A 26,995-nucleotide genomic window follows, 5' to 3' on the forward strand; every position below is an offset into this window, starting at 1 on the left:
GGGGAACATGTCCCTTCTGCCATGCAGAGATCATCGTCATATGACTGTAAGCCGGCTCGAACGGTCAGCTTACAGATATTTTTCCTGAGCGCTCAACCGGCGATTTTCGAGAAATCAGCGACCTGACCGGTGGCCGCGCGGATGCGCGTGAGAAGCGCCAGACGGTTGGCCCGCACCGCCAGGTCTTCATCATTCACGAGAACGCCTTCAAAGAATGAATCAACGGGTTCGCGCAACGCGCTAAGCGCCAGCATGGCAGCGGAAAAGTCTTCGTTTTGAATTGCTTCGCCGGCTTGCTTCTCGGCCTGATTCACCGCCGCAAACAGGGTTTTCTCGGCATTCTCCTTGAACAGAGCCGGCTCAACGGTCTCGGCGACCGCCGTTTTCTTCTTCTCCTCGGCAGCCAGGATGTTGGCCGCGCGCTTGGTGCCGGCCAGCAGGTTCTTGCCGTCCTCGGTGTCGAGGAAGGAGCCGAGCGCTTCGACGCGGCGGACGATCTGCAGGAGGTCGTCCGACTGCGGCGTGATGACGGCGTCGATAAGATCGTGACGGGCGCCTTGGTCGCGGAGGTAGACTTTGAGGCGGTCGTGGAAGAAGGCAACGAGGTCGGCGATGAATGGCGACAGCGATGCATTCAGCTCCATCAGACGCTGGCCATCGAAGAACTCACGCTCCTGATCGGCGGAGCCAAAAGTTTCTGCACTTGCGTTGGCAAGCCCGCCTTTCAACAAGTTGGAAATCAGGCCCGCTTCCGACAAGAGCTGACTTGTTCCCTTGTAATCGCGAATGCGGGAATCGAGCATCGCGACCACCCCACGACTCTCTGCGCCTTCGCCTTTTTGCTCGTATACAGCGAGAGCCGACGAGATCGCGGCAGCAATGGCGACGCCCAGCGAAAGCTTGAGCTTGTTTTCCAGAATGGTCCTTACCACACCCAGCGCGGCACGACGCAGCGCATACGGATCCTTCGAACCCGTTGGCTTTTCATCGATGGCCCAGAAGCCGACGAGCGTATCCAGCTTGTCGGCGAGCGCGACGGCGACCGATACCGGATCGCGCGGCACATAGTCGGACGGGCCCTGCGGCTTGTAGTGTTCCTCAATGGCCGCGGCCACGGATGAATGTTCGCCCTGCAGCAGCGCGTATTTGCGGCCCATGGCGCCCTGCAGTTCGGGGAACTCGCCGACTACTTCAGTAGTGAGATCAGCCTTGGCGAGAATGGCGGCGCGGGCGGCGAGCGCGGGATCGGCTCCGACGATCGGCGCCAGCTCTTGCGCCAATCGCACGATCCGCTCCACCCGCTCGCCTTGCGTACCGAGCTTGGCGTGGAAGGTGACGCCGAGATGGTCGAGCCGGGCCATGCGCTGGTCGAGCGGCTTTTTCAGATCGAGCCCAAACTTTTTCGCCGAGGCTTCGAGTTGGCCGAGATCCGGCAGATCGCCCTGGTCGGTCGTCCAGAAATAGAGCGCGTCGGAGAGGCGCGCGCGCACCACCTTGCCGTTGCCGTGGGCAATCTCCTTACCACCGTCCCTGGCCTCGATGTTGGAGGTGAGGATGAAGCGGTTGGACAGCGCGTCGCCTTCGCCTTGCGGCCGCGTGACAAAGCACTTCTGGTTGGCGCGGATGGTCAATCGGATCACCTCGGCCGGAATGGCGAGAAATGCCTCTTCGAACTCACCCATCAGCACAACAGGCCATTCGACCAGCCCGGACACTTCCTCCAACAGCCCATCGTCCTCGACCAGGTCGAGCCCGTTGGCAAAGGCGAGGTTGCGAGCGTCGGCGAGGATGATCTCCTTGCGCCGGTCGGCGTCGAGCACGACCTTCGCGGCCTCCAGCTTGCTCACATAATCGTCGAAGCGACGCACGGTGATTTCGCCGGGCGCCAGGAAGCGGTGGCCATAGGTGGTGTTGCCAGAGCGAATGCCGTCGATCTCGAAATCGACCACGACAGGCTCCTCGGTCTCCGGGCCGAAGGTGCACAGGATCGACTGCAGCGGCCGCACCCAGCGCAGCGAGCCCGGCTTGGCCGAGGCCGGCCCCCAACGCATCGATTTCGGCCAGGGAAAATTGCGGATGATGCCAGGCACTAGCTCGGCGATGATCTCTTCAGCCGCCCTGCCCGGCTTCGAAATGTGAGCGACATAGAAGTCGCCCTTCTTCGGATCGGAGTGGACATGCGCCTCGGCGACCGAAGACAGCCCGGCCTTGCGCAGGAACCCCTGGACCGCCGGCTCGGGGGCAGTGGTGGAAGGTCCCTTGATCTCTTCACTTATGTCCTTCGAGCGCGCCGTCAGCCCCCTGATGTCGAGCGTCAGTCGGCGCGGCGTCCAGTACTCGCGCGCCGCCTCATAGGTCAGCCCCGCCTCGACCAGACCGTCGGTCAGCATCTTCCTGAGATCACCCGCCGCCTTGCGCTGCATGCGGGCGGGAATCTCTTCCGAGCGGAGTTCTAGAAGCAGGTCAGGCATTGATTGGGGCTCACGCGGCAAAATGGTCCGGGCGGGGCATAGCAACTCGGCTGGCCGCTGTCACCCTTTCCGCGAGGTGATCGCCGACTTCGGCTGATTTCCAGAAATTTTGGCTGCCCTGTCGGGCCCCGGGGATCCGGCCCGTCCTTGGATCAAAGATTTCCATGAACCGAACGCAGCGCTGAAGCGACCCACGCTCAGGCAGGAAATTATTGGCTGAACGACGATGAAAACGGCATCCAGACTTCTGCAGATCCTCGCGCTCAGCGCCTGCTTCACCGCGCAGGTCCACGGCGCCTTCTCGATGCCGGGCGTGCGGCAGGCGCTGCGGACGATGGCCGGACAAAGCAGCCAGGTCCTGTCGCCGATCAACGCTTCACACGAAATGATAAGGGGTGCCTGACTCAGGCCGCCAAACCACCAGCCTGCGTCTTCAAGAACGCCTCGCCGCAGGCCTTCGCCAGATTGCGCACCCGCAGGATGTAGCTTTGCCGCTCGGTGACCGAGATCACGCCGCGCGCGTCGAGCAGGTTGAAGACGTGGCTGGCCTTGATGCACTGGTCGTAGGCCGGGAAGACCATCTTGTGCATCGGCAGATTGTCGTTCGACGCCGGTGCGCCGGCATCGAGCAGTGCCTTGCACTCGGCCTCGGCGTCCTCGAAATGCCTGAGCAGCATCGCCGTGTTGGCGTATTCGAAATTGTGGCGCGAATATTCCTGCTCGGCCTGCAGGAAGACGTCGCCATAGGTCACCTTGTCGGCGCCTTCGCGGCCGTTGAAATTGAGGTCGTAGACATTGTCGACGCCCTGCACATACATGGCCAGCCGCTCCAACCCATAGGTCAGTTCGCCGGCCACCGGCGCGCATTCGATGCCGCAGACCTGCTGGAAATAGGTGAATTGCGAGACTTCCATGCCATCACACCAGCATTCCCAGCCAAGGCCCCAGGCGCCCAGCGTCGGGCTTTCCCAGTCGTCCTCGACGAAGCGGATGTCATGCAGCAGCGGGTCGACGCCGATCGCCTGGAGCGAACCGAGATAGAGTTCCTGCAAGTTCGGCGGGTTAGGCTTCAGGATCACCTGGTACTGGTAGTAATGCTGCAGCCGGTTCGGGTTCTCGCCGTAGCGGCCATCCTTGGGACGGCGCGAGGGCTGGACGTAGGCGGCGTTCCAACGACGCGGCCCGAGCGCGCGCAGCGTCGTTGCCGGGTGAAACGTTCCGGCGCCGACCTCCATGTCGTAGGGCTGGAGGATGACGCAACCATAGGCGGCCCAGTAATTGTGCAAGGTCAGGATCAGCCCCTGGAACGAGCGGCTGGGATGCATATGGGCGGGAATTTCAATCGTCACGGGTGGCCTCGACAGCAAAGGCTAGCTTGCCGGCACGTCCTAGAGACACGACGGCGAAGCGTCAAGCAAGGCACGTCGGATGCGGACGCCGAACGGGTGCGACGCAACGTTGAAGGTTTGCCGGGAACTGGCCCATTGCCGACCTCGGGAGGCTGCGGTCTGCTTCGTCCCCTGCAGCCCACAACAATAACGACAGGTCCAATCATGCCTAGCCCCATCCTCGTCCGCCCGGTCACGCGGCAGGATTTCGACCGATGGCTACCGCTGTGGGACGGCTACAACGCGTTTTATGGCCGCTCGGGCGAGACAGCGCTGGCGAGCGAGATCACGGCGATGACATGGTCGCGCTTTTTCGACGCCTATGAGCCGGTCCATGCGCTGGTCGCCGAAAGCGAGGGACATCTCCTCGGCCTCGTGCACTATCTCTTTCATCGCAGCACGACGGCAATCGCACCGAACTGCTATTTGCAGGACCTTTTCACGACAGAGGCTTCGCGTGGAAAAGGCATCGGCCGGGCGCTGATCGAAGGCGTCTATGAGCGCGCCCAGGCCGCCGGCTCGGGCCGGGTGTACTGGCTGACGCACGAGACTAACCAAACGGCGATGAAGCTCTATGACAAGGTCGGCGAACGCTCCGGCTTCGTCGTCTACCGGAAGCTTTTTTAAGAACTGCGCACCGCTCCAAACGAAAACGGGGCCCTGAAAAGAGCCCCGTTCGCATTCAAAAGCCGACCTCACCCCTTCGGGGCGGGCACCGGCTCGGGTTTGACCTTCGGGGTTTCCTGCGCCGTGTTGGATTCGATCGGCGGCAAGCCCTTCATCAGCTTCTGCTGCAGCGTAGCCAGCACATCGGGATCGGGCTTCAGGTCGCGGGCCTGGTTCCACTGGAAGGTGGCTTCCAGCTTGCGGCCGACGCGCCAGTAGGCATCGCCGAGATGATCGTTGAGAACCGGATCCTCCGGCTTCAGCGATACTGCACGCTCCATCTCGCGCACCGCGTCATCGAACCTGCCGAGCCGGAAATAGGCCCAACCCAGCGAATCCACGATGTAGCCGTCGCTCGGCCGGAGGTCGACGGCCTTCTGGATCATCGCCAGGCCTTCCTTGAGGTTGGTGTTCATGTCGACCCAGGAATAGCCCAGATAGTTCAGCACCTGAGGCTGGTCGGGCTGCAATTCCAGCGCCTTGCGGAAATTCGGCTCGGCCTTTGGCCATTCCTTCAGGCGCTCATAGGCGATGCCGCGCTGGTAGAAGATGTTCCAGTTGGCCGCGGTCGGGGTCTTCAGCACCTCGACAGCCTTGTCGTAGAGATTGGCGGCCGAGCGGAAATCATCCTTGGAGGAATAGACGCCGCCGAGCGCCAGATAGGCGCGCATGTCGTTGGGATGGGCGTCGACGAAGGCCTTCAGGTGGGTGATCGCCTCGTCATGGCGGTCGAGATCGGCAAGGTTGAGGCCAAGCTGCAAGTCCGAAAGCTCTTTCAGCGGCGAAGAATCAGGGATGCGCCGATAGAGCGCGATGGCGCCCTCGCCGTCCTTCAACTGTTCGGCGACGGCGGCGAGCTGCACGAGGGCCGCGTCGCTGTCAGGCCGCAGAGCCAGGGCGTATTGCAGATAAAGGCGGACGAACGGCTCGCCGCCGCCACGGTTGAGCGCGGTGGCGAGATCGAGCAGGATTTCGGAAGCGCCGTCGGACGGACCTGAGACAAACGGCGCGATCTTGTCGCCCTTGGCGATCCTGTCGCGCAAGGTGACGATTTCGAGCTTGCCCGGCGAAAACGTTTCGGCCTGATCCAGCACCGATATCGCCTTGGCCTTCTCGCCCTTGCGGGCCAGGAACGAGGCATAGGCCTGGGCATTGCGCATCCAGGTTTCAGGCGCCGCGCCGCCGGCGGTCGTGTCCTGCATCGTCGCGGCGTAGATCGCCTCGGCCTTCTCGGGCATGTTGGAGGCATCGGCGATCAGCGCGCGGTGGAAGGACTTGAACAGGCCGAACCAATCCGGGCCCTGAAGCTTGTCGATGGAGGCCATTGCATCGCTGGCCTGGCCGGCACCCTGTTGAGCCCAACCGGACATGACGCCGGAGATCAGCCGGTCGAGGTCGGATTCCAGCGACAGCTTGAGCCAATACTGCGCCTTGGTGAAATCCTTCTTGTGGAAGGAATCGACAGCCAGCGCCAGGCGCGAGAAGCGCTCGACATCTGGCACTTCCTTGAGCTTGTCGGCATAGACCAGGGATTCATCGAAGCGGCCTTGCGCGATCAGCGACAGCATCAGGCTCTGTTGCAGGCCGGTGTCGCTCGGGTCGAAGGCCAGGGCCTGCTTGTAGTAGGCGATGGCGCTGTCGAGGTCGTTGTCGCCTTCGGCGATCCGGGCGGCCAGATAGGCACCCGAGAACGAGGAAATCTTGACCGGTTCGGTGGATTGCTTGGCATAGGCCGGCAAAGCCGAGATCGCCATGCCCGTCACAATTGCCAGCCTTGTCAGCCAGCGCGCACGTCCTTGCTGCATCGTATCCCTTTCAGCCAGGCGCCATCTCCGCGTCAGCGGGATCGACGTAGACTCGATCTTTCCGGGCAAAGCATGGCCTTTTTGGGGTCGCGCTTCAATCCGCCTAAAATTCACAATCGGGTCAGCCGATTAACAAACCATGGCTGGAGCGGATTTTCGACCGGGGAAAAGCCGGCGTCAAGGTCAGCGCGGTACGACGGACCGCTGCACCTTGGTGTCAGGAAAGCCGCCGGCCGCTATCGCGCCGCACAACTCGTTCCATTCGCAGCCGCCGCAAGCCTTGCGTACGCCACCAACGGAAAACGCCCGGCGCATCCGCGCCAGTGTTGCCGCATCGAGATCGAGGCGGACGCCGGGTTGGATTGGCAGGGCCAGCAAATCCTCGACATCGCGTGCCGCAAGCCGGTCCCGCTCGATGACGCTCTCGTTGAGACAATGCGGTTCCGGCCCGTCGAGCAACGGCGCGCAGACATCATCCGGACCCGAGACGAGGAGGATGTCCTCGCCCCGGCTCAGGCGCTGCGCGATCGCGTCGTAATTGACGGTGAAGGCGGGGCTGTATCCCTTGCCCACATAGGTCAGCACGCAAAGGAGGTGATGGGCGCGCAGCCTGATCGTCACGGATTGGCCGGCTTGGCCTTGCCGCCGCGCAGCGCCATGAGTGTCGCCGCACCGAGCGCCGACTTCAGCAATCCGCCGACGATGAACGGCAGGAAGCCGAAGGTTATGGCCTTCTCGGCGCCGATCATGACGGCAAGCCAAGCCGTGCCGAGAGCCAGGCAGGCCAGATTGCCGAGCAGCATGGCGGCGAAGGCAAGCACCACCCTGTTGCCGTTCCAGCCGCGCTCGGCCAGCCAGCCGACCAGCGCGCCGGTGACCGGGAAGGCGAAGAGATAGCCGCCGGTCGGCCCGACGAAATGCGCGGCACCGGCAGCGCCGCCGGCCAGGACCGGAAAACCGGCCGCGCCTTCGACAAGCCATGCGGCGATGGTGATTGCGCCTAGACGCCAGCCATAAAGCGCACCGATCAATGTCACCGCGAAAGTCTGCATGGTCACCGGCACCGGCACCATCGGCACTTCGATGTAGGATGACAGCGCCAGGAACAGCGTCCCGAGCACGACGGCTCCAACTTGCCAGGCGAGCGAGCGATCCTGGAGCCGAAGCGGGCTGAAGGACGGCTTGCGGGACGTGAATGCGATGTCTGTCATAGGGTTTCCTTCGACCGATTTGAAATTATAGATAATTTCTGTTTTCGATCTATTATCGAATCCACATTTCTCACGACATAGCAAGCCTTCCTACGACAAAGACCCGTCTGAACTGCGTCGCGACGCGCTTTGAGGTCATTGCTTTGTGGATGTCGCTCCAAATTGGGAGCCACTTTTGGGCGACATGCCTCAACCCACGATCGCGAAGGCTTCGCGCGTCGCGCCGGAGGCCGTCCTGACCGGCTTGCGGCCGATCCATTGGACATGGCGCCCCAGCGTTGCAGCGGCCGATTCGGTGTTTCCCTGCCGCAAGGCGGTCAGGATCGCCCGATGGTCCTGATCGGTGCGCGTCTCCCATTCCGATCGCCACGCCGCGAACAGGAAGCGGGCACTGGCAGCATGCAGATCGTCGATGGTGGCGAGCAGGCGGGGCATGGCGCATGGCGCCAGGATCAGCCGGTGAAAGGCGCGGTTGGCTTCCTCCCACGACCTGACGTCGCGGGACTTGTCGCCGGCCTTGGTCGCTTCCTCAGCGAGGTCGAGAATGGCCGAAGTCAGATGCGGCGCGGCGTGGCGTAGTGCCAGCACTTCGAGGGCCGCCCGCATTTCGGCGACCTCCTTGACCTCGCCAAGATCGAATGCGGCGACACGCACGCCGCGGCGCGGTTCGCTGACGGCCAGGCCTTGCGCCTCCAGGCGGCGGAAGGCCTCGCGCACGGGAACATGGCTGGTGTTGAATTCCTCGGCGACATGATCCTGCCGCAGCCTGGCCCCCGGCTCTATCGCACCCGAGATGATGCGGTCCGCCAGCACCTTGCTGATGCGCACCGCGATGGTGTCGTCCGTGCCCTTTGCCATGTTTTATAGATAATTTGCGGCAGGGCAGCTTGTCGAGACGGCGAGGCCGTATTCATCGGCGTTCTCCCCAGCACAGAGCCAAGGGAATTCCGATAGGGCCGGCCTTTTCAGTTCACCCGGCTGATGCAGAAATCGATGACGTCGATCAGCGCCGATTTCTGCGGCGTTTCTTCCAGCGGCGCCAGCGCGTCGCGGGCGATTTCACCGAAATGGCGGGCGCGGCCGATCGTGTCGGCGATGGCGCCATGGCGGGTCATCAGGCCGATCGCCTTTTCCAGGCCCGCGTCGTCGACGATATTGTCCTCGATGGCGCGTTTCCAGAAAGTCCGCTCGGCCTTGGTGCCGCGCCGGTAGGCGAGAATGACCGGCAGGGTCACCTTGCCCTCGCGGAAATCGTCACCGACATTCTTGCCCAGATCCTTGCTGGTGCCGCCATAGTCCAGCGCATCGTCGATCAACTGGAAGGCAAGGCCGAGATTCATGCCGTAGGAGCGCAGGGCCGCGCGATCGTTGCGGGTCGCCTGGGCAATGACGGGGCCGACTTCGGCGGCGGCCGAAAACAGCGCGGCGGTCTTGGCCTTGATGACGGCGAAATGCTCGTCCTCGGTGGTCTCCAGGTTCTTGGCGGCGGCAAGTTGCATGACCTCGCCCTCGGCGATGATCGAGGCAGCGCTCGACAGGATGTCGAGCGCCTCGAGCGAGCCGACATCGACCATCATGCGGAAGGCCTGGCCGAGCAGGAAGTCGCCGACGAGCACGCTCGCCTGGTTGCCCCAGATCATGCGGGCGGTCTTCTTGCCGCGCCGCATGCCGCTCTCGTCGACGACATCGTCGTGGAGAAGCGTGGCCGTGTGCATGAACTCGACCGAGGTGGCGAGCTTGACGTGGCCCTCGCCGGCATAGCCGAACATCTGCGCGGCGGCGAGCGTCAGCATCGGCCTGAGCCGCTTGCCGCCGGACGAGATCAGATGGTTGGCGACCTCGGGAATCATCTCGACGTCAGAGCCGGCCTTGGACAGGATCAATTCGTTCACGCGCCCCATATCGGCGGCCGTCAGATCGATGAGATCCTTGATGGAGGCGGGTTCCCGCTTCCCGTTTTCGATGTTGAGAACGACACCCACGACAATCACTCCCGTCTTGGTATAACGCGTGCGACGGCACCCTTAGTCCCGGCATGGACTCTAGGGCGGCGGACACGGCCACGGCAAGTGGCGAATTGGCGCGGCGTCGGTAACAGCCTGTCAACCGCTGGAGGAGCGAGGTTCGGCCAGGGAATCTCCGCCCGTTTACATCAATAGCGCAAACTGCGAGTTTCATCGGATGATAGAACTTGTCCGCACAAACGATGCCGTGATCATCTCCTTCGTCGAATCGCTGATGCGCGACGCCGGCATCGCCTGCTTTGTCGCCGATCAGAATATGAGCATTCTCGAAGGGTCGATCGGTCTTTTGCCGAAGCGCGTCATGGTCGACGCCGACCAGGTCGATGCCGCGCGGCGTATCCTGACGGACGCCGGCATCGCCAACGAGATCCGCACAAAATAATGTCGGCCGCGCCAGCCGCCCCTGCCCTTGATACCCTTGGCCCGGACACGCCGGCCCATACGGTCGACGCCTTCCATCGCGGCCGGTTCTGGCTGGTGCAGCCCAAGCATGGCGGCCATCGCGCCGGCATGGATGCGATGATGCTGGCTGCGTCCGTACCATCCGCCTTTGGCGGACGCCTCGCCGATTTCGGCGCCGGCGCCGGCGCCGCCGGCCTGGCCGTGCTGTCGCGATGCCCCGCGGCCCAGGCCGTGCTGGTCGAACGCGCGCCGGAAATGGCGGCCTTTGCCGCGGCCACCCTTGCTCATCCCGGCAATGCCCATCTCAGCGATCGTGCATCCGTGCTCGTCGCCGATGTCGCGGTATCCGGCCAGGCCCGGGCGGCGGCAGGTCTGGCCGACAATGATTTCGACTACGTCATCATGAACCCGCCCTTCAACGCCGCCCGGGACCGCGCCACGCCTGACCGGCTGCGAAAGGAAGCCCATGTCATGGAGGACGGGCTGTTCGAAAGCTGGATCCGCAGTGCGGCGGCGGTGGTCAGGCCGCGCGGCGGGTTGGCCGTCATCGCGCGGTCCGAACAGCTCGGCGCCATCCTCGACGCGATCGCGGGCCGTTTCGGCGATGCCGAGATGCTCGCCGTGCACCCTCGCCCCGACGCAGCGGCGATCCGCATCGTCGTGCGCGCGGCGCTGGGAGCCCGCGGAAAGCTCGCCATCCGCCCGCCCCTGATGCTGCACGCGCAATCGGGCAATGGCCCCGACGAGCGCAGCGAAATGATCACCAACGGTCTCGCCTCGCTGTTTGGAGATTGAGCTATTCCTGACCGCCACATTGCCGTTGGCCGGGAAATCCCTACATGCCTGCAACGCAATCGACCGGAGACCGCGTCCTCGTGAAACGTCTTTTCAACCGCCTGCTGCCGAAATCCTGGCGCTCCACCGTCGTCACCATTCCGGTCATCCGGCTGCACGGCACCATCATGTCGGGCGGCCAGTTCCGGCAGAACCTGTCGCTGGCCTCCACCGCCGGCCTCATCGAAAAGGCCTTTTCCTTCGACGCGCCGGCGGTCGCCGTCTCGATCAATTCGCCCGGTGGCTCGCCTGTGCAGTCGCGGCTGATCTTCAAGCGCATCCGCGACCTGGCGAACGAGAAGAACAAGAAGGTCCTGGTTTTCGTCGAGGACGTCGCCGCCTCCGGCGGCTACATGATCGCGGTCGCCGGTGACGAGATTTTTGCCGATCCCTCCTCCATCGTCGGCTCCATCGGCGTGGTCTCGGCGTCGTTCGGCTTTCCTGAACTGATGAAGAAGATCGGCGTCGAGCGCCGTGTCCACACCGCCGGCCAGAACAAGGCGGTGCTCGATCCGTTCAAGCCCGAGAAGAAGGAGGACGTCGAGCGGCTGAAAGCACTGCAGCTTGAGGTCCACGACACCTTCATCGATCTGGTCAAGGAGCGGCGTGGCACGAAACTGAAGGACGACCCGGACCTGTTCACCGGCCTGTTCTGGACCGGCAAGAAAGGCCTGGAACTCGGCCTGGTCGATGCGCTCGGCGACATGCGCACCGTGCTGAAGACCCGCTTCGGGGCGAAGACCCAGCTCAGGCTGGTCTCGGCGCCGCGCGGCTTCCTCAGCCGCTTCGGCCTGTTCGGCTCGAGCAAGGGCTTTTCGGCGCCCGATATCGCCGGCGCTGCCGCCAGCGGCATCATCGATGCGGCGGAAGAGCGCGCGCTGTGGGCTCGCTTCGGGCTTTGAAAAGCGGGCGAAACCGTCTAGCATGAGCGCTTGTAGTCTTGTGCATGTCGTTTTCCCAAAACCGGACACAGTTTTGGGCAACATGCATCAACCGACCCGACCGGCCGCCTTCGCCGGCCCAGCGTGGGAGGAGTTTTGACATGCCGCAGATCATTTTCTTCACCGTCGTTGGCGTCGCCGCCTATTTCGGCTACCGCACTTTCGTCCGGGAAGCCGAGCGCGTGACGGCCAAGGTGCGGCGGACTGAAAAGCAGGCGGCCAACGGCGCCATGGGTACGCTGGTCAAGGATCCGAAGACCGGCGAATACCGGCTGGCCAAGGACTGAGCATCATCCCCCACACGACTGACGCCGTGGACACCGAGATCGGTTCGCGCACCTGGCCCGCGCATGCCAAGATCAATCTGGCGCTACATGTCACCGGCAGGCGACCTGACGGCTATCACCTGATTGAAAGCCTGGCGGTGTTCACGCGTTTTGGCGACCGGGTCGAAATCGCGCTCGCCGGCAGCGACGATTTCACCGTGTCCGGCCGCTATGCGCCTGCGGTTCCCCTCGACGCCAGCAATCTCGTGCTGAGGGCGCGCGACGCCTTGCGAAGGGAGGCTGGCTCCGAGCGAACTCCGCCCGTCGCCATAAAACTCGAAAAGAACCTGCCGGTCGCCTCCGGCGTCGGCGGCGGATCGAGTGACGCGGCGGCCGTATTGCGCGGGCTGGTACAGACATGGGACCTGGCCATCGACGATGCCGGGCTGGCACGGATCGGCCTCTCGCTTGGCGCCGACGTCCCGATGTGCCTGGCGGCAAAGCCGCTGGTGGCGCGCGGCATTGGTGACGAGCTGTCGATGGTGCCGGATTTTTCGGCGCTTGGACTGGTGCTGGTCAATCCGGGCACGCCGGTCTCGACGGCGGAAATCTTCGCAGCGCTCTCCCGCCGCGACAATGGACCACTGGCGCCACTGCCGCGCAGCATCGATTTTCACAGCCTGCGCAACTGGCTGGAGGTCACCCGCAACGATCTCGAACCGGTAGCCGTGGCGCTGCAGCCCGCCATAGGACGGGCGCTGTCGTGGCTTGATAAGGCCGGATCGGGGTTTTCACGCATGTCCGGATCGGGCGCGACATGCTTCGGCCTGTTCGAGACCGGCAATGTCGCCAAGCGGGCGGCAGCCGAAATACGCGGCCGCCAGCCCGACTGGTTCGTCGCAGCGACGCGCAGCATCGCATCGGAGGCTGAGTGATATGGCTGGGACTAACGAGAGCCGTTCGTTCATTCCGGTTCGCATCGCGGTGCTGACCGTATCCGACACGCGCAGCCTTGCCGACGACAAATCCGGCCAGACATTGGCCGATCGCATCACCGAGGCCGGCCATATCCTGGCCGCCCGCGATATCGTCACCGATGACCGCGACAAGATCCGCGACACGGTCCTGGCGTGGTCGCGGGACAAGAATATCGATGTCGTCATCACCACCGGCGGCACCGGCTTCACCGGGCGCGACGTGACGCCGGAGGCGCTGGAGCCGATCTTCGAAAAGCGCATGGACGGCTTTTCCGAAGTGTTCCACCGCATCTCCTACGACAAGATCGGCACATCGACGATCCAGAGCCGGGCGACCGGCGGCGTCGTCAACGCCACTTTCGTCTTCGTGCTGCCGGGCTCGCCCGGCGCCTGCAAGGACGCATGGGACGGCATCCTGAAGGCGCAGCTCGACTACCGCCACATGCCGTGCAACTTCGTCGAGATCATGCCGCGCCTGGACGAACATCTGCGGCGCGGCAAGTCGGCTCCGTAAAAGCCGAGGGCAAGCCCCGGTTTCACGCCGCGTTTGCCAGGCAGAACGGCGCCGGCGCCTTCGAAACGCCATTCCAAACCCGATGCCGGAGAAAGTACCTTCTCGTGGAACGGCAACAGCCGATCCCGGCAAGGACGATGCGATGAACGAGTATACCGGCGGATGCCATTGCGGCAACATACGCCTGCGATTTTCAACCGAACTCGATCCATCGCAAATCGAAGTCCGCGCCTGCCAATGCTCGTTCTGTATCAAGCATGGCTCGCGCGCCGTCTCCGACCCCGACGGCAGGCTGAGCGTTTCTGTCAGGAATATCGAGCGGTTGCGCAGATACCGTTTCGGGTTGAGGACGGCCGACTATCTGATCTGCGCCGATTGCGGCGTCTATGTCGCCGCGATCACCGGAGACGATGCTAGAGCAATCGTCATCATCAATGCCCTGAACGACCCAAAGGCGTTCAGCCGCGAGCCTTTCCCCGTCGATTTCGACGGGGAAAGCAGAGAGCAACGCGAAGCCAGGCGTCGCCTCCGCTGGATGCCGGTCGAGATCAGCTTCGACTGATCCCGCTCAGCGGATGACCGGCTCTCCATGGAAGCGCCGGCGTGACGGGCGCGAAACACCGAAGCCCACCTCCATCATCAGCCTCGGCGTGCGCGCCGGCACGGTGCCCATGTGGAAGCCGAACGGGTCCTCGACGAAGCCGAGGCCAGCTTCGCCTGTCAGCGTCACCGGGCTTTGCTCGCCATAGACGTCCAGCACCTCCTGGGCGGGATGGCCGACCAACAGGGTCAACTGATGCTTTATGGCGCGGCGCCTATGGCTGCCCCTGACATAGACATGCGGACCGGTGTCGGCGTCGACAGGCCTGAGGTAGAAGAAGAATTTCAGCATGCGCCAGTCATCGAGGTCGAAATGATACTTGCCGAGCGAGGCAAGGTTCTTGTCGGCGTCGGAGGCCTCGCCGGTTGGAAAGCTCCACCAGACGCGTGTGGTGATCAGTTTCGCCTGGCCGCCGAGATAGTGCGCGGCTATGTCGAGCAGCAGCGGGTCGCGCTGTATGGCGAGTGCCGCCGGGCAGTCGAGGATGCGCTCGAAATAGTGTCCGCTGAGCAGCGAGCGAGCCAGGCGTTTCTCGGCTTGCGCATGCTCGCCCGGCATGAATTCGAGACGGCGGTCGAAATTGCCGAAGCAAGGCGTGCGGTCCGCGAAACGCGCGATCTCCTCATGAATTTCCCATGGCAGGACCAGGCCTGAAAACAGGCCGTCAGAGCGCAGCGCATCGACCACCGCCGCCCGCTCGACACCGGAAAACATCGTATCCCCAAGATTGTCGGCAGGACGGGCGCGTTTTGCACCCAGCCAATGCATTCGGCGCCCGGGCATTGTGCGCGCCAGCATGAACATCGGCAGCCAGGCAGGGTTTTCGCGCAGATCCGTGAGATAGGTCGGAATGCGCACGGCGATGCGCCGCAACAGGCCGCCATTGCGCGCAATGGCCTCGAGACTGGCGGCGCCGGATTTGTCTGGGGTTGAAAGGTTCATCGGGTCCTCGTCCGTGAGCGTGAACCCGATGCCGCATCGGTGCTCACCGCTCGTATGACCCAAACCCACTTCACCACCTCCGGGAGAGGTTAACCCCGCGTCACGTTTTGTGCAATGCACAATGGACAGAGCACATGCAAAAAATCACTTTGGCGATCGGTGCTGCTGCTTCGGCGGCGCCACCCAGATCTCGGCGTCGAGCCTCTTTGTCGCCAGGCCACGCGCCAGCGCCTCGGCGCTACCGGCGCTCTTCGACAAGGACGCGGCTTGCCGCTTGCTGATCACCAGCCCATCGGCGAGCGCACGGTTTCCCGAAAAGACCCGAGCCAGGAACGGTGTGCGGCTGCCCCGCGCGCGTGAGAATCGCGCCGCCATGGTTTGCCGCGCCGTGTGGGCGACAACCGCATCGATCCACCCCTCCACCAGCCGCGCGCCCGGCTCCAGCAGCAGCAGCCAGTCACCCTTGGCCTGCCGGATCCCCAAGGCAATGCCGCCGCTTGCCACGTACTGGCAGCCGGCATGCTCGGCGACATGATGCGTCTGGTCCGTGGAGCCGGTGTCGCAGACGACGACCTCGCGCACCACGCCCTCGACAGCGCCGCCAATCAGCGAGCTGAGCGTGCGGGCGAGAGCCTCCTCGTCATTGCGCGTTTCAATGAGAACACTGAGCATGTTTAGCCGAATAGCGGAAAGCAGCGCACAGCGCCAGTTTTTGCAGCGCAGCATAGAAAGTTCTTGATTTGTTCTCATCGAGAAAATAGGAATAATTTCATGAACCGAGCGATTCGAAACAAGATGGACAGTCCCTGGGAGCGGGCCAAGATGGAACCGATCGTGCGCGCCGACATTGCAGCCTTCGGAGCTGGACGAGCCGAGATGGCCAATGCGATGATCGAGCAGAGTGGCATGCGTATCCGTCCGGACCGCAATCGCGGCCGATCGGCGGGCATCAATCCGTCCGGCCGGTTCGAGCCGGTCAGCCGCCATGTCTTCGATGATGGCTGGGATTCGCTGGAGGAGCTGCCGCCCTTCAAGACCGAAGTGCAGGTTGAAAAGCCGCGCACCATCATCACCCGCAACGAATCGCCTGACATCTCCTTCGACCGGTCGATCAATCCCTATCGCGGCTGCGAACATGGCTGCGTTTATTGCTTCGCACGGCCGACACACGCCTTCATGGGCCTGTCGCCGGGCCTCGATTTCGAATCCAAGCTGTTCGCCAAGCCGGATGCGGCACGGTTGCTCGACAAGGAACTGTCGAAGGACGGCTACCAGCCGCGCACCATCGCCATCGGCACCAACACCGACCCTTACCAGCCGATCGAAAAGCAATACCGGATCATGCGCGAGATCCTCGAAGTGCTGGAAGCGCGTGGCCATCCGGTCGGCATCGTCACCAAGTCCGCATTGGTGACGCGCGATATCGACATCTTGTCGCGCATGGCCGAGCGCGGGCTCGCCAAGGTGGCGCTGTCGGTGACGACAATGGACCGCATGCTGGCGCGCACCATGGAACCCCGTGCGTCGACGCCGACCAAGCGGCTGGAGGCGATCCGGCAGCTTTCGGATGCCGGCATTCCGGCTTCGGTCATGGTGGCGCCGATCATCCCCGGCCTCACCGACCAGGAGATGGAACGGATCCTCGATTCGGCGCGCGCGGCGGGTGCGCGCGAGGCGGGCTACGTCGTTCTGCGCCTGCCTTTGGAGGTCAGCCCGATCTTCAAGGACTGGCTGCTGCGCCACTATCCCGACCGTTACCGCCACGTGATGTCGCTGATCCGTTCGATGCGCGACGGCAAGGACTACGATTCGGAATGGGGCAAGCGCATGAAGGGCGCCGGACCCTACGCCTGGCAGATCGGCCGCCGCTTCGAGATCACCGCCAAACGGCTCGGCCTCAACGCTGAGCGGCGCACGCTGCGCACCGACCAGTTCGTCGCGGCCGGAAAGGACCAGGAGCAGTTGATGCTGCTCTGAACGCCCCCTTCGCCGCCGCCGCTTCATTGCGGTCGCGGCAAAGAATCCCGTCCGGCCTGCCCCGGCCTGCAGACGGTGCCCTCCCGGTCCGGCGCCCCACCCGACCCGGAGGGACTTGCGGAGAATCGGAGCCGATGCGAACCTCGCCGCAACATGGCTCGCGCGCGTTCCGATTCTCCGCTTCTCTTCGAAATCGTCGAGAAACCCGATTTCTCCTTCGAGACGAAGGCGATGGCTGACGGGCTGTGGCCTGTCGCGGGGATGGATGAGGCCGGCCGCGGCCCGCTGGCCGGGCCGGTGGTCGCGGCCGCGGTGGTGCTCGACCCCGCCAACATCCCCGAAGGCCTCGACGATTCCAAACGTCTCAGTCATTTGCAGCGCGAGGCGCTGTTCCTGCGCATTCTTGGCTCCGCACAGGCGGTTTCGATGGCCTCGATCAGTGCCGAAGGCATCGATAGCAGCAACATCCTCAAGGCAAGCCTGGAGGCGATGCGGCGCGCGCTGGTCGGGCTGTCGGTCCGCCCGAAACTCGCGCTTGCCGACGGCCGCGATGTGCCGCCCGGACTGCCGTGCGACGGCCGAGCGTTGATCAAGGGCGATCAGCGCTCGCAGTCGATCGCCGCCGCCTCGATCGTCGCCAAGGTGATGCGCGATCGCATGATGTGCGGCTGCGGCAGCCATCACGACCGCTACGGCTTTGAAGTCCATATGGGCTACGCCACGGCCCGCCACCGCACGGCGATCGAGGCGCACGGCCCCGTCGCGCGGCTGCACCGCGTGTCGTTTGCGCCGTTCAGGCTGGGCGGGGCTGAAGTGCTTGAAGAAGAGAGCCTGGCCGGGCTGGATTGAGCTGACGGCGTTATTTCTTGGAGATTGCCGAGGGCAGCTGTGTAGGCCGATCTCCCCCCTCCCGCCGACATATCGATCGATCCCTCGCGACTTTCTGAACATGCCCAGACTAAGGCAAATTCTGAGTTGGCCAGAGGCACCAAGGCCGGCATTCTTTGGCGCCCCCTCTGCCCTGCAGGGCATCTCCCCCACGAGGGGGGAGATTGGCCGCTTCGGCGCATCGCCCAACAAAAAAGCCGCCAGGTTGCCCGGGCGGCTCTATGTCGGCGGTTCAAGAACCGCTCAGTTCAGCTTGGCCTTCACATCCGCGAGCGAAGCCTTGAACAGGTCGGCGCCGGCCTTGACATCGACCTTTGCGGCCAGCAGTGCGCGGGCGGCTTCGACGGCGATGTCGACGGCGCTGGCGCGCACCTCGGCGACCGCATCGCGTTCAGCCTGACCGATCTTCTGTTCGGCAAGAGCGGTGCGCCTGACAACGTAGTCCTCGGTCTTCTTGTGTGCGTCCGCGGCGAGCATTTCGGCCTCGCGCTTGGCGGCAGCGACGATGTCGGCAGCCTCCTGCTCGGCCTCCTTGCGCTTCTTCTGGTACTGGCCGAGCAGCTGCTGGGCCTCGTCGCGCAGCTTGCGCGCCTCGTCGAGCTCACTGCTGATCCTGGCGGCACGGGCATCGAGCGCCTTGGCGATCAGACCAGGCACCTTGATGTAGATGGCGACGCCCAGGAAGATGATCAGGGCTATCGTTGCCCAAAGCGTTGCGAGAGATGTGGCGTCCATGATGCGCTCCTCACCGAGCCACGGATTTGACCGCGGCCGCGATCTCGGTCTTGCTGGCCTTGCCGCCGCCAACCAGTGCCTCGACGATTGCCGAAGCTGTATCCTCGGCGATGCTGCCGACTTCCTTCATGGCATTGGCCTTGATGGAAGAAATGCGTGCTTCGGCCTCGCCAAGCTTCTCGTCGAGCGCGGCCTCGATCTTCTTGCGCGTGGTCTCGGCTTCCGCCTTGGCCGCATCGTTGGCCTGCTGGCCGATCGAGTTGGCGTTCTTCTTGGCCTCCGCCAGTTCCTGCTCGTAAGCGGCAACGGCGGCGTCGGCCTCGCCCTTCAACTTGCTCGCCTGATCGAGATCCTGGCTGATGCGGTCGTTGCGAACATCGATGATGCCGCCGACGCGCGGTACCACGACCCGCTTCAGGAAGAGGTAGAACAGCCCAAAAGTGATCGCCAGCCACAGAAGCTGCGACGGGAAGGTCGCAGGATCGAACGGCGGAAATGCGCCATGTGCCTCGGCAGGCACGCTGGTGCCGGAATGCGTGTCGCCTCCGGTCGCGGCATGGCTGGTATCGGCGGCAGGCGCTGACTCTTGCGCGAAGGCAGATGTCACGAACATGGACTATCCCCTGATATCAGGCCCGCCGCTTTCGCGGCCGGCCTGTCCAATCTTCCCAGTTGCTTCAGCCGAACAGGGCCAGAAGCGCGATGAGAAGCGAGAAGATGCCCAGAGCTTCGGTCACGGCGAAGCCGAAGATCAGGCGGCCGAACTGGCCATCAGCAGCCGACGGGTTGCGCAGCGCGCCCGAGAGGTAGCTGCCGAAGATGTTGCCCAGGCCAATGCCCGCGCCACCCATGCCCAGGCAAGCGATGCCGGCGCCGATGTACTTTGCTGCTTCTGCGTCCATTTGTTAACTCCTTTGGATCTGAAATTCCGTTGGTATTCCATCCGCGCCCAATGTTCGAAACTCTTGGGCCGGAAACTCTTTGGCTCAGTGCCCGGGATGCAGGGCGTCGTTGAGGTACATGCAGGTCAGCACCGCGAAGACGTAGGCCTGCAGGAAGGCAACCAGCAATTCAAGCGCCGTCAGCGCCACGGCCATCGCCAGCGGCAGGACAGAGCCCGCCACGCCGACCGCGCCAAGCGCGGAGAGGCTGACGACGAAGCCTGAGAACACTTTCAGCGTGATGTGGCCGGCAAGCATGTTGGCGAACAGACGAACCGAGAGGCTGACCGGGCGCGACACAAAGGAGATGACTTCGATCAGCACCACCAGCGGCAGCAGGAATACCGGCACGCCGTGCGGCACGAATAGTTTCAGGAAGCCGAGACCATGCTTCATGAAGCCGTAGACCACCACGGTTCCGATCACCAATGCAGCAAGGCCGAAGGTGACGATGATGTGGCTGGTGACGGTGAAGAAATAGGGGAACAGGCCGAGCAGATTGGCGACCAGCACGAACATGAACAGCGAGAACACGAACGGGAAGAACTTCATGCCCTGCGTGCCTGCGGCGTCGCGCAACATGTTGCCGACGAATTCGTAGGCCATCTCGGAGATCGACTGCAGCCGGCCGGGAACCAGGCTGCGGCTCGACGTCGTGAGGAACAGGAACGCGGCAGCCACCACCACGGTCGCGACCATGAACAGTGCCGAATTTGTGAAGGACAGGTCATAGCCGCCGATGTTAATCGGAACCAGCTTGATGATATGGAACTGGTGGATCGGATCGACCTTGTCAGCTGCCACGTTCTAACCCCGTCAATGCCGCGAACGGCCAAATTACCATTGCCGCACGAGGGCGGCTATTTCCAAATACCGCCTGAAGGGCGGTCATTTGCTGTCGTCCCGGTCAGAGCGCGATTTATTGCCCTGTCCGAATTCTGCCACAACGCCCGCGGAACGCATGACATTGAGCACGCCGGCGCCGAAACCAAGCAGCAGGAAAACGATCAGTCCCCATGGCGAGGTCCCCGCCATACGGTCGATGATCCAGCCGATGCCCGCGCCCACCACCACGCCAGCGATAAATTCACTGGAGAGTTTGACCGCCTGGCCATATCCGGCCGCACTGCCCGCTTTCGCGTCGTCTTTCCCCTCGAGCCGGTTCGGTAGCCTTGTCGCAAGCGATGCTTCAAGTTCACGCCGACGTCGCTCAAGATCGTCGTCGCGGATGCCGGTTTCATGCTGATTGCCGCGGCCGGTTTCTCCGGTTCCGTCTGGCCTGTTTTTCTCGGCCATCGCAACCCCCCTGCCCGGTCAGACCGTCACCGTCCGTCCGCTTCTAAAGTCGCCGGCAACATAGTTAGAGGGTTTGCGCCCGTCAAGCCACGGGCGGAAGATCATTGCCATGTATTTTTGGCAATGAAATCAAATAATTAGTGAGGTGCGACATCGTGCCCGCCGCGACGATGGGGATGCGTCGTGCGAATCCCCCGGGCAATGGCTCCCCAATCAAGCCCGTAGCCGGCGGAAAAGACCAGCGGCCGACAGCCCCTCAGCTCCACCCGCCGCCATAGGTGCGGTAGAAGATATGCAAGCCGATCTTGGTCATCTTCTGCATCGTGCGCGCCCAGCCCGGATGGACATATTGGGCATAGTAGTGCGTCGACGAGCCGACCTCCGGGATGAATATCTTGCCGGCGGTGACCGCCATGGCGATGTCCTGCGCGGTCTTGTAGGCGACGGGGCTGTCGATGCGCTTCTTCCTGCCGTCGCAAGCGAAGGAGAACTGGCAGCGGTTGAACCAGCTATCGTTCTGGTAAACGACGCCGCAGATCGAATTGGGATAGGCCGGATTGCGGACGCGGTTGAGGATGACCTGGGCAACGGCAGCCTGGCCGCGCACGGACTCGCTCCTCGCCTCGAAGTAGATGCCGTTGGCCAGGCATGCCTGCTCCTTCTTGGAGAAGACACTCTCAGGCAGCGGATTCTGTATCCACCAATGGTCACCCTTGGCCATCGGCGGAATGAAGCGGCCACTGTTGGGCTGCTCATCCTGAAGCAGGGCTTCGAAGGGCGAGGCCTTGGCATAGTCCGGCTCGGATTGCGCATAGGCCGTTGCCAGCACGTCCGGATGATCGTTGTTGACCAGGGCCGCAAGCATGGCCGGCACGCCGGGATCCGGCTTCTTGTCTTCACGCGCATGGAATTCCGCGGCGATCTGGATTTCCTTGCCTTTGATCTGGGGCTTGGCAAAGGCCATTTTCAGGTCGCTGTCCATGCTCGGCCGCATCAGGGAGGAGGTCCGCTGGAAGATCGAACCGGCGTTGAAATTCTTCGGCGGTGCAACGGGAGACACCTGGACGATGCGGCCCTTCTTGTCGGCGCGCATGACGCGATCCTCGTCGGGCGAGCCGCTGACCTTGCCGCCCTTGCCGCGAAACGAGACAGAGCCGACACCCGCCAGGTGAATGCCCGATCCGGAGATCGAGCCGGTGACATCGGAATCGACGAACGGCATCTCGGCCGCATGCACGGAACCGGCGACGGATCTCTCGACATAGGAATTCCAGCGCGCGGTCGGCGATTCGAGGCCGGAAACCAGGCTGGTCATGTCCTGGTAGGCGGCGACGGTCGGGAAACCGATCCAGATGCCGAGGCCGATGATGAGCGGAGACACAAAATTGCGCTTCTTCTCACCGGCGGCGGCAGCAAGCCGCTTCAAGACGCGTCGATGCACGGAACTCTCTCCAGGAACGCTACTGACCCCACTGGAGAGCAAAATGATGCATTAACCTTGATGGGACGTTAACGGGATCGATCGGGTTTTCCCGGTCGGCTCAAGGTCGTGGTTTCGAAGTCGGGCGGTTTTGCGGCAGGAGCGTTCAGGCCTGACGCAGGAAGATCGGCCATGCGATCAGCGCGCAGATGGCGGCCGACAGCCAGACGCCGGACCATGACCAGAGGTGCAGCAACCCGGGAATGGCCACCGGCACCAGGAAGAAGCCAACGAAAACAAAGGTGTTGGCTAGGCTGAGCGCGGTTCCGACATGGCCGGTGCCGGCAAGCGTGGCAAGCTCGGTATAGGCAACACCATGCCAGGCGGAGACCGAGATGCCTGCGGCAATCAGCACCAAGGGAAGAACAGGGATCAGGAAGGGCTGGCCGCCCGGCATGGCGGGGCTGGCCAGGACCAACACCCAGAGCACCGCGAAGGCAAGCGCGCTGAGCGCACTGCATCTGCGAAGAAACTGGCGACGATTGCCGTGGCGGTCGGTGAAGCGGCCGCTCCAGACGCGCATGACCATGGCGCCGATCTGCACGGCTGCGAGGCTCGCACTGATCGCGGCGGTTCCCAGCCTTGCGAAGTCGTGCAGAAACACAGACGCGAAAGTGAGCACCGCCACCTGCGGGAAGCAGAGCAAGCCGATGGCGGTCGCGATGCGCCAGACCTCGATGTTGCGCAGCGGCGCCGATCCGGCCGCGGCCGGCGAAACGCCGTGATCCACGGTCGGCGGCTCGTGCAGCCAACGCCAGGCGAACAGGGCGGAGAGAGCGGAGGTGCCGGCTAGGAGTCCGAACACCGCGGAAAAACCGAGAACCAGGGCGAGCGACGGCAGGACAAGCGCGCCCAGGCCACCGCCAAGCGGCACCGCCGTCTGACGGATGCTCATGGCAAAGCCACGTTCGTTTTCCCGGAACCAGCCCATGATGGCGCGGCCGCTCGAGCCGTTGACGCTGCCGCCCAATAACCCGGTGACGAGCAGGCTTGCCGACAGGAGCGTGACATCGGGAATGCCTGACCTCGTCGGTACAACGAGCATGGCCATGGCAAGCAGCCAGGCCGCCGTCGCGCCAAGCCCCATCAGAAGCACACGGCGATCGCCCCAGCGATCGGTGAGCAAGCCCCAGGGCAATTCGCTGAGCGCAACGCCCAGTCCGAGGAGGCCAAGCGCCAGGCCAAGTTCGGCATTGCTCAATTGGTAGCCCTGCCGAAGCACGACGGCCGTTGCCGGTATGCCGGAGAAGGTGGCCGAAAAACTGGCGTTCGCGGCGACACCGATGCCCAGGACCTTCCAACGATGGCCGGGGCTGAACACCCTTTCGGCGGAGCCGGCAGCCCTGTCTTGCAGGATTTGTGTTGGCTCTTGGTCGGCGCAGTCGGCGATGGCGGACATGATTTCGTTCCCATGAGGGTCCAGTCGCCTGGACCTTGACGCCATCTCTCTAGCGTCATAGTTTTGTCCTTAAAATCAGGAACTTTTTGACTATACATCCTGAAAAGCAGGACGTTTTCATGCAGCGCGTGACCTTCGACCTTGACGTACTGCGCAGTTTCGTCACCGGCATGGAGCTCGGCAGCTTTGCAAAGGCCGCCGACCGGCTTGGCCGCTCGACCTCGGCGGTCAGCGCGCAGTTGAAGAAACTGGAAGAGCAGGCAGCGACGCCGATCTTCCGCAAATCGGGGCGCGGCCTCGCCTTGACGGAGGCCGGCGAGACCATGCTGGGCTATGCGCGCCGGCTCCTCGAGTTGAATGACGAGGCGGCGGCCGCCATCCACGATGTCGAACTGGAAGGCTGGGTGCGGCTTGGCCTGCAGGAGGATTTTGGCGAGGCGGTGCTGCCCGACGTGCTCGGCCGCTTCACCCGTGCGCATCCCAAGGTCAAGATCGAGGCCAGGATCGCGCGGAGCTTCGAGCTGGCCGACAAGATCACGTCAGGCAGTCTCGATATCGCGCTTGCCTGGCACAATGGCACGATGCTGCCCTATAGCGAGCACGTCGCCGACGTTCCAATGCGCTGGGTTGGTCCGGCCAAGCGCATCGAGACCAGCCTGCGCAACGGCGAGCCACTGCCGCTGGTGGCACTCGAAGCACCGTGCCTGCTGCGCACGGTGGCGACGGAAACGCTCGACCGCGCCGGATTGCCCTGGCGCATGGCCTTTTCCAGCCCGAGCCTTGGCGGCATCTGGGCGGCCGTGGCCGCGGGGCTGGGGTTGACGATCCGCACCGACATCGGCCTTCCAGCCAGCGTCAGCGCGATCAAGCCGGAGATTGCCGGCCTGCCGGCGCTGCCCAAGATGGCGCTGTACCTGCATCGCCGGGATGCCGAACTCGAGCCGGTGGCGGCGCGGCTGGCGGACATATTGCTGGAGGCGGCGCGGCAGGCATTGCCCGACAATGCGCGGACTACCGGCTTGCGCGCCGTGGCCTGATCGGACGAGCGCTGGGCTCAGCCGCGTTTCTTCGCCCTACCCGCGAACGGGTTGTCCGAGGTGCGCAGCGCGATGCGGATCGGCACGCCCGGCATGTCGAACGCTTCGCGCAGGCTGTTGGAGAGATAACGCACATAGGATTGCGGCATCGCGTCCGGGCGCGAGCACTGGACCACGAAGCCCGGCGGCCGCGTCTTGGCCTGGGTGACGTATTTGACCTTCAGCCGGCGCCCGGCGACAGCGGGCGGCGGGTGATGCGCCAGTATGGCTTCGAGCCAGCGGTTGAGCTTGCCGGTCGAGACGCGGCTGTTCCAGACCTTGTGGGTCCTCAGCACCGCATCCATCAGCTTGTCGAGGCCGCGCCCTGTCTCGGCCGAGACTGGAACGGCCTGGATGCCGCGCACCTGCGGCAGCAGCCGCTCGGTCTTTTCGCGCAGTTCCGCCAGAAGCTCCTGCGGATGATCGATCAGATCCCATTTGTTGAAGGCGATCACCGGCGCCCTGCCCTCGCGGATGATCAGGTCGGCGATCTGCAGGTCCTGCTTCTCGAAGGGGATCGTGGCGTCGAGCACGATGATGACGATCTCGGCGAAACGGATGGCGCGCAAGCCATCCTGCACCGACATGACTTCCAGCTTTTCGTGGATCCTGGCCTTGCGGCGCATGCCTGCCGTGTCGAACAACTTCAGCCGACGGCCATGCCAGTCCCAGTCGACCGAGATCGAATCGCGGGTGATGCCGGCTTCCGGTCCGGTCAGCAGCCGCTCCTCGCCGATCAAAGCGTTGATCAGCGTCGACTTGCCGGCGTTCGGCCGGCCGACGACGGCGATGCGCATCGGCTTGGTGTCGTCGTAGGTGTTCACATCCTCGGCGTCGGGGTCGGCGATGTCCTCGCCGATCAGCACCTCACCGGCGGCGATCTCGTCGTCTTCGCCATCTTCGTCTTCACCGAAGGCGCGGGCTTCGCCAAGTGCCGCGATCACCGCATCGCGCAGATCGGGCATGCCCTGGCCATGTTCGGCCGAAACCGGGATCGGCTCGCCAAGGCCGAGTTCCCAGGCCTCCAGCATGCCGCCCTGGGCGCCTTTCGCCTCGGCCTTGTTGGCGACCAGAACGACCGGCTTGCCGGATTTGCGCACGATTTCCGCAAAGGTCCTGTCGTCCGGCAGCAGGCCGGATTTGGCATCGATGGTGAAGAAGATCAGATCGGCTTCGTGGATGGCGATCTCGGTCTGCGCGCGCATGCGGCCAGGCAAGGTCGAGGCGGCGGCATCCTCGAAACCGGCGGTATCGATGACATCGAAATGCAGGTCATAGAGCTTGGCGGCATGGACACGGCGATCGCGGGTAACGCCCGGCGTGTCGTCGACAAGCGCCAGCTTCCTTCCCACCAGCCGATTGAAAAGAGTCGATTTGCCGACGTTAGGTCTGCCGATAATGGCGACTTTGAAGGTCATACGGTCCTACAATCATGGATGTCGTTGTCCCAAAACCGCTGCACACTTTTGGGCGACATGCATTTACGAGGCATTGCCCGAGCCGCGGATCAGCTCGGACATCAGCGTTGCCCGCTCGCGGGTGTTGCGCGGGGCGCCATCATCGGCGGCGATCTGGTCGAACAGTTTCAGCGCGTCCTGGGTCTTGCCTTCCTTCCACGCGGCAAGGCCGAGCGCCTCGCGTGCTGTATGGCGTAGCGTGTTGGTGTCCGATGTCAGCGCCTCGACGCGGCTGGAAACGTCGGCGAAGGAGCCGTGGTCGACGAGCAGGAGCGCTGCCCGCAGCCGGGCCATGTCGCGAATGCCCTGGGGTATGGCGGTGTCGGCGGCGACTTCGTCGAAGTCCTTGACGGCGGCATCGGCGTCGCCCTTGCTGGCCTTGACGGTGGCGGCGCGCATGCGGGCAAGCAAGGGATAGGCGCCGTAGCCATCCTTCTCGAGTTGATCGAGCGCGGCCAGCGCCTCGTCGTTCTTGCCGTCATTGGCAAGCTTCAGCGCCTGCGAGAACGCATCGCCGGAGCGGTTGGCGCGCGTCTCGTCCCAATAGCGATAGCCGACGAAAGCGGCGGTGCCGAGCACCACGAGAACCGCAATGACAAGCAAGGCCGGGCCGAAACGGTCCCACAGCGCCTGTGCCTGTTCGCGACGGATCTCGTCATTGACTTCACGGATAAAACTGTCGTCGGACATCAATCAAAACCACT

Annotated in this window: 30 protein-coding genes; 12 read left to right on the plus strand and 18 right to left on the minus strand. The window is 63.7% G+C overall.

The features are described from left to right. Positions 1–92 precede the first annotated feature (92 nt). Positions 93–2,471 (minus strand): glycine--tRNA ligase subunit beta, encoded by a 2,379-nt coding sequence (gene glyS / locus MesoLj_RS28590; protein WP_202323370.1) that lies wholly within the window; start codon positions 2,469–2,471, stop codon positions 93–95. A 226-nt stretch (positions 2,472–2,697) separates the two neighbouring features. Here glyS and MesoLj_RS28595 point away from each other — a divergent pair, with 226 nt between their 5' ends. Beyond that, a complete protein-coding gene (locus MesoLj_RS28595) occupies positions 2,698–2,874 on the plus strand; it encodes a hypothetical protein (protein ID WP_202323371.1) in 177 nt (58 codons plus the stop codon). Between the two features lies 1 nt (position 2,875). Here MesoLj_RS28595 and MesoLj_RS28600 read toward each other — a convergent pair whose 3' ends face one another. Next, on the minus strand, positions 2,876–3,796 hold the full coding sequence (locus MesoLj_RS28600) for a glycine--tRNA ligase subunit alpha (RefSeq protein ID WP_171883367.1): 921 nt from the start codon (positions 3,794–3,796) through the stop codon (positions 2,876–2,878). A 228-nt stretch (positions 3,797–4,024) separates the two neighbouring features. Between MesoLj_RS28600 and MesoLj_RS28605 the strand changes: the two genes are divergently transcribed. Further along, on the plus strand, positions 4,025–4,486 hold the full coding sequence (locus tag MesoLj_RS28605) for a GNAT family N-acetyltransferase (protein WP_202323372.1): 462 nt from the start codon (positions 4,025–4,027) through the stop codon (positions 4,484–4,486). Positions 4,487–4,554: 68 nt separating this feature from the next. Here the strand turns inward: MesoLj_RS28605 and MesoLj_RS28610 are convergent, their stop codons facing one another. The 5 genes from MesoLj_RS28610 to MesoLj_RS28630 form a co-directional block, all read right to left on the minus strand. Next, a complete protein-coding gene (locus tag MesoLj_RS28610; RefSeq protein ID WP_202323373.1) occupies positions 4,555–6,330 on the minus strand; it encodes a tetratricopeptide repeat protein in 1,776 nt (591 codons plus the stop codon). Positions 6,331–6,513: 183 nt separating this feature from the next. Further along, positions 6,514–6,951: a DUF1284 domain-containing protein gene (locus tag MesoLj_RS28615; RefSeq protein ID WP_202323374.1), complete on the minus strand. Its 438-nt coding sequence runs from the start codon at positions 6,949–6,951 to the stop codon at positions 6,514–6,516. Beyond that, the gene (locus MesoLj_RS28620; protein ID WP_202323375.1) at positions 6,948–7,541 is read right to left on the minus strand and encodes a biotin transporter BioY; all 594 of its coding nucleotides are present in this window, start codon (positions 7,539–7,541) and stop codon (positions 6,948–6,950) included. Before MesoLj_RS28620 ends, MesoLj_RS28615 begins: the two co-directional genes overlap by 4 nt. 189 nt (positions 7,542–7,730) lie before the next feature. Continuing rightward, positions 7,731–8,399, minus strand: a complete 669-nt coding sequence (locus MesoLj_RS28625) for a GntR family transcriptional regulator (RefSeq protein ID WP_140768994.1) — start codon at positions 8,397–8,399, stop codon at positions 7,731–7,733. A 107-nt stretch (positions 8,400–8,506) separates the two neighbouring features. Next, a complete protein-coding gene (locus MesoLj_RS28630; RefSeq protein ID WP_140768996.1) occupies positions 8,507–9,523 on the minus strand; it encodes a polyprenyl synthetase family protein in 1,017 nt (338 codons plus the stop codon). 199 nt (positions 9,524–9,722) lie between these two features. On the opposite strand from MesoLj_RS28630, the gene MesoLj_RS28635 reads away from it, so the two are divergent. The 7 genes from MesoLj_RS28635 to MesoLj_RS28665 all read left to right on the plus strand — a co-directional run bounded on the left by MesoLj_RS28635 (position 9,723) and on the right by MesoLj_RS28665 (position 14,061). After that, positions 9,723–9,947, plus strand: coding sequence for a putative signal transducing protein (locus MesoLj_RS28635; protein ID WP_202323376.1), 225 nt, complete (start codon positions 9,723–9,725; stop codon positions 9,945–9,947). After that, a complete protein-coding gene (locus MesoLj_RS28640; RefSeq protein WP_202323377.1) occupies positions 9,947–10,762 on the plus strand; it encodes a tRNA1(Val) (adenine(37)-N6)-methyltransferase in 816 nt (271 codons plus the stop codon). The genes MesoLj_RS28635 and MesoLj_RS28640 overlap by 1 nt, the downstream gene beginning before the upstream one ends. Positions 10,763–10,842: 80 nt before the next feature. Then, on the plus strand, positions 10,843–11,703 hold the full coding sequence (locus MesoLj_RS28645; protein WP_140769000.1) for a S49 family peptidase: 861 nt from the start codon (positions 10,843–10,845) through the stop codon (positions 11,701–11,703). 140 nt (positions 11,704–11,843) lie between these two features. Then, positions 11,844–12,029 carry a membrane protein gene (locus MesoLj_RS28650; protein WP_013896713.1) on the plus strand — a complete coding sequence of 62 codons (186 nt, stop codon included), beginning with the start codon at positions 11,844–11,846 and terminating at the stop codon, positions 12,027–12,029. Positions 12,030–12,055: 26 nt separating this feature from the next. Continuing rightward, complete coding sequence (locus MesoLj_RS28655) at positions 12,056–12,943, plus strand: 4-(cytidine 5'-diphospho)-2-C-methyl-D-erythritol kinase (protein ID WP_202323378.1); 888 nt, start codon at positions 12,056–12,058, stop codon at positions 12,941–12,943. Between the two features lies 1 nt (position 12,944). Then, complete coding sequence (moaB, locus tag MesoLj_RS28660; RefSeq protein ID WP_202323379.1) at positions 12,945–13,499, plus strand: molybdenum cofactor biosynthesis protein B; 555 nt, start codon at positions 12,945–12,947, stop codon at positions 13,497–13,499. A 142-nt stretch (positions 13,500–13,641) separates the two neighbouring features. Further along, on the plus strand, positions 13,642–14,061 hold the full coding sequence (locus MesoLj_RS28665) for a GFA family protein (protein WP_202323380.1): 420 nt from the start codon (positions 13,642–13,644) through the stop codon (positions 14,059–14,061). Positions 14,062–14,067: 6 nt separating this feature from the next. Here the strand turns inward: MesoLj_RS28665 and MesoLj_RS28670 are convergent, their stop codons facing one another. Next, entirely contained in the window at positions 14,068–15,042 is a 975-nt protein-coding gene (locus MesoLj_RS28670) for a hypothetical protein (RefSeq protein ID WP_202323381.1), read from the minus strand. 144 nt (positions 15,043–15,186) lie between these two features. Next, positions 15,187–15,714: a glycosyltransferase gene (locus MesoLj_RS28675; protein ID WP_202323382.1), complete on the minus strand. Its 528-nt coding sequence runs from the start codon at positions 15,712–15,714 to the stop codon at positions 15,187–15,189. A 150-nt stretch (positions 15,715–15,864) separates the two neighbouring features. Here MesoLj_RS28675 and MesoLj_RS28680 point away from each other — a divergent pair, with 150 nt between their 5' ends. Both MesoLj_RS28680 and MesoLj_RS28685 read left to right on the plus strand, forming a co-directional pair. Further along, positions 15,865–17,019: a PA0069 family radical SAM protein gene (locus tag MesoLj_RS28680; protein ID WP_140769737.1), complete on the plus strand. Its 1,155-nt coding sequence runs from the start codon at positions 15,865–15,867 to the stop codon at positions 17,017–17,019. A 153-nt stretch (positions 17,020–17,172) separates the two neighbouring features. Further along, positions 17,173–17,868 (plus strand): ribonuclease HII, encoded by a 696-nt coding sequence (locus MesoLj_RS28685; protein WP_202323383.1) that lies wholly within the window; start codon positions 17,173–17,175, stop codon positions 17,866–17,868. A gap of 282 nt (positions 17,869–18,150) precedes the next feature. Here the strand turns inward: MesoLj_RS28685 and MesoLj_RS28690 are convergent, their stop codons facing one another. The 7 genes from MesoLj_RS28690 to MesoLj_RS28720 form a co-directional block, all read right to left on the minus strand. Beyond that, complete coding sequence (locus MesoLj_RS28690; RefSeq protein WP_140769016.1) at positions 18,151–18,642, minus strand: F0F1 ATP synthase subunit B; 492 nt, start codon at positions 18,640–18,642, stop codon at positions 18,151–18,153. 10 nt (positions 18,643–18,652) lie between these two features. Continuing rightward, the gene (locus MesoLj_RS28695; protein ID WP_056564126.1) at positions 18,653–19,255 is read right to left on the minus strand and encodes a F0F1 ATP synthase subunit B; all 603 of its coding nucleotides are present in this window, start codon (positions 19,253–19,255) and stop codon (positions 18,653–18,655) included. Positions 19,256–19,319: 64 nt separating this feature from the next. Beyond that, entirely contained in the window at positions 19,320–19,544 is a 225-nt protein-coding gene (locus MesoLj_RS28700) for a F0F1 ATP synthase subunit C (protein ID WP_013896722.1), read from the minus strand. A gap of 84 nt (positions 19,545–19,628) precedes the next feature. Next, positions 19,629–20,387 carry a F0F1 ATP synthase subunit A gene (locus tag MesoLj_RS28705; RefSeq protein WP_019856924.1) on the minus strand — a complete coding sequence of 253 codons (759 nt, stop codon included), beginning with the start codon at positions 20,385–20,387 and terminating at the stop codon, positions 19,629–19,631. Between the two features lie 84 nt (positions 20,388–20,471). After that, positions 20,472–20,879 (minus strand): AtpZ/AtpI family protein, encoded by a 408-nt coding sequence (locus MesoLj_RS28710; RefSeq protein WP_140769018.1) that lies wholly within the window; start codon positions 20,877–20,879, stop codon positions 20,472–20,474. A 256-nt stretch (positions 20,880–21,135) separates the two neighbouring features. Then, positions 21,136–22,320, minus strand: a complete 1,185-nt coding sequence (locus tag MesoLj_RS28715; protein ID WP_140769019.1) for a cell wall hydrolase — start codon at positions 22,318–22,320, stop codon at positions 21,136–21,138. A 145-nt stretch (positions 22,321–22,465) separates the two neighbouring features. Next, the gene (locus tag MesoLj_RS28720) at positions 22,466–23,758 is read right to left on the minus strand and encodes an MFS transporter (RefSeq protein WP_202323384.1); all 1,293 of its coding nucleotides are present in this window, start codon (positions 23,756–23,758) and stop codon (positions 22,466–22,468) included. Positions 23,759–23,877: 119 nt separating this feature from the next. On the opposite strand from MesoLj_RS28720, the gene MesoLj_RS28725 reads away from it, so the two are divergent. Continuing rightward, positions 23,878–24,795, plus strand: coding sequence for a LysR substrate-binding domain-containing protein (locus tag MesoLj_RS28725; RefSeq protein WP_202323385.1), 918 nt, complete (start codon positions 23,878–23,880; stop codon positions 24,793–24,795). A 17-nt stretch (positions 24,796–24,812) separates the two neighbouring features. On the opposite strand, the gene der is transcribed toward MesoLj_RS28725, so the two are convergent. Both der and MesoLj_RS28735 read right to left on the minus strand, forming a co-directional pair. Beyond that, complete coding sequence (gene der, locus MesoLj_RS28730) at positions 24,813–26,252, minus strand: ribosome biogenesis GTPase Der (protein WP_140769024.1); 1,440 nt, start codon at positions 26,250–26,252, stop codon at positions 24,813–24,815. A gap of 63 nt (positions 26,253–26,315) precedes the next feature. After that, the gene (locus MesoLj_RS28735) at positions 26,316–26,981 is read right to left on the minus strand and encodes a tetratricopeptide repeat protein (RefSeq protein WP_140769025.1); all 666 of its coding nucleotides are present in this window, start codon (positions 26,979–26,981) and stop codon (positions 26,316–26,318) included. Positions 26,982–26,995: the final 14 nt, after the last annotated feature.

Origin of the sequence: Mesorhizobium sp. 113-3-9 (assembly GCF_016756515.1) — a bacterium.
GTDB lineage: Bacteria > Pseudomonadota > Alphaproteobacteria > Rhizobiales > Rhizobiaceae > Mesorhizobium.

Coding starts and splice junctions, on each gene's coding strand:
- glyS (WP_202323370.1), bottom strand. CDS start 2,471: ATGCCTGACCTGCTTCTAGAACTCCGCTCGGAAGAGATTCCCGCCCGC.
- MesoLj_RS28595 (WP_202323371.1), top strand. CDS start 2,698: ATGAAAACGGCATCCAGACTTCTGCAGATCCTCGCGCTCAGCGCCTGC.
- MesoLj_RS28600 (WP_171883367.1), bottom strand. CDS start 3,796: ATGCATCCCAGCCGCTCGTTCCAGGGGCTGATCCTGACCTTGCACAAT.
- MesoLj_RS28605 (WP_202323372.1), top strand. CDS start 4,025: ATGCCTAGCCCCATCCTCGTCCGCCCGGTCACGCGGCAGGATTTCGAC.
- MesoLj_RS28610 (WP_202323373.1), bottom strand. CDS start 6,330: ATGCAGCAAGGACGTGCGCGCTGGCTGACAAGGCTGGCAATTGTGACG.
- MesoLj_RS28620 (WP_202323375.1), bottom strand. CDS start 7,541: ATGACAGACATCGCATTCACGTCCCGCAAGCCGTCCTTCAGCCCGCTT.
- MesoLj_RS28625 (WP_140768994.1), bottom strand. CDS start 8,399: ATGGCAAAGGGCACGGACGACACCATCGCGGTGCGCATCAGCAAGGTG.
- MesoLj_RS28635 (WP_202323376.1), top strand. CDS start 9,723: ATGATAGAACTTGTCCGCACAAACGATGCCGTGATCATCTCCTTCGTC.
- MesoLj_RS28640 (WP_202323377.1), top strand. CDS start 9,947: ATGTCGGCCGCGCCAGCCGCCCCTGCCCTTGATACCCTTGGCCCGGAC.
- MesoLj_RS28650 (WP_013896713.1), top strand. CDS start 11,844: ATGCCGCAGATCATTTTCTTCACCGTCGTTGGCGTCGCCGCCTATTTC.
- moaB (WP_202323379.1), top strand. CDS start 12,945: ATGGCTGGGACTAACGAGAGCCGTTCGTTCATTCCGGTTCGCATCGCG.
- MesoLj_RS28665 (WP_202323380.1), top strand. CDS start 13,642: ATGAACGAGTATACCGGCGGATGCCATTGCGGCAACATACGCCTGCGA.
- MesoLj_RS28670 (WP_202323381.1), bottom strand. CDS start 15,042: ATGAACCTTTCAACCCCAGACAAATCCGGCGCCGCCAGTCTCGAGGCC.
- MesoLj_RS28675 (WP_202323382.1), bottom strand. CDS start 15,714: ATGCTCAGTGTTCTCATTGAAACGCGCAATGACGAGGAGGCTCTCGCC.
- MesoLj_RS28680 (WP_140769737.1), top strand. CDS start 15,865: ATGGAACCGATCGTGCGCGCCGACATTGCAGCCTTCGGAGCTGGACGA.
- MesoLj_RS28685 (WP_202323383.1), top strand. CDS start 17,173: ATGGCTCGCGCGCGTTCCGATTCTCCGCTTCTCTTCGAAATCGTCGAG.
- MesoLj_RS28690 (WP_140769016.1), bottom strand. CDS start 18,642: ATGGACGCCACATCTCTCGCAACGCTTTGGGCAACGATAGCCCTGATC.
- MesoLj_RS28695 (WP_056564126.1), bottom strand. CDS start 19,255: ATGTTCGTGACATCTGCCTTCGCGCAAGAGTCAGCGCCTGCCGCCGAT.
- MesoLj_RS28700 (WP_013896722.1), bottom strand. CDS start 19,544: ATGGACGCAGAAGCAGCAAAGTACATCGGCGCCGGCATCGCTTGCCTG.
- MesoLj_RS28710 (WP_140769018.1), bottom strand. CDS start 20,879: ATGGCCGAGAAAAACAGGCCAGACGGAACCGGAGAAACCGGCCGCGGC.
- MesoLj_RS28720 (WP_202323384.1), bottom strand. CDS start 23,758: ATGTCCGCCATCGCCGACTGCGCCGACCAAGAGCCAACACAAATCCTG.
- MesoLj_RS28725 (WP_202323385.1), top strand. CDS start 23,878: ATGCAGCGCGTGACCTTCGACCTTGACGTACTGCGCAGTTTCGTCACC.
- der (WP_140769024.1), bottom strand. CDS start 26,252: ATGACCTTCAAAGTCGCCATTATCGGCAGACCTAACGTCGGCAAATCG.
- MesoLj_RS28735 (WP_140769025.1), bottom strand. CDS start 26,981: ATGTCCGACGACAGTTTTATCCGTGAAGTCAATGACGAGATCCGTCGC.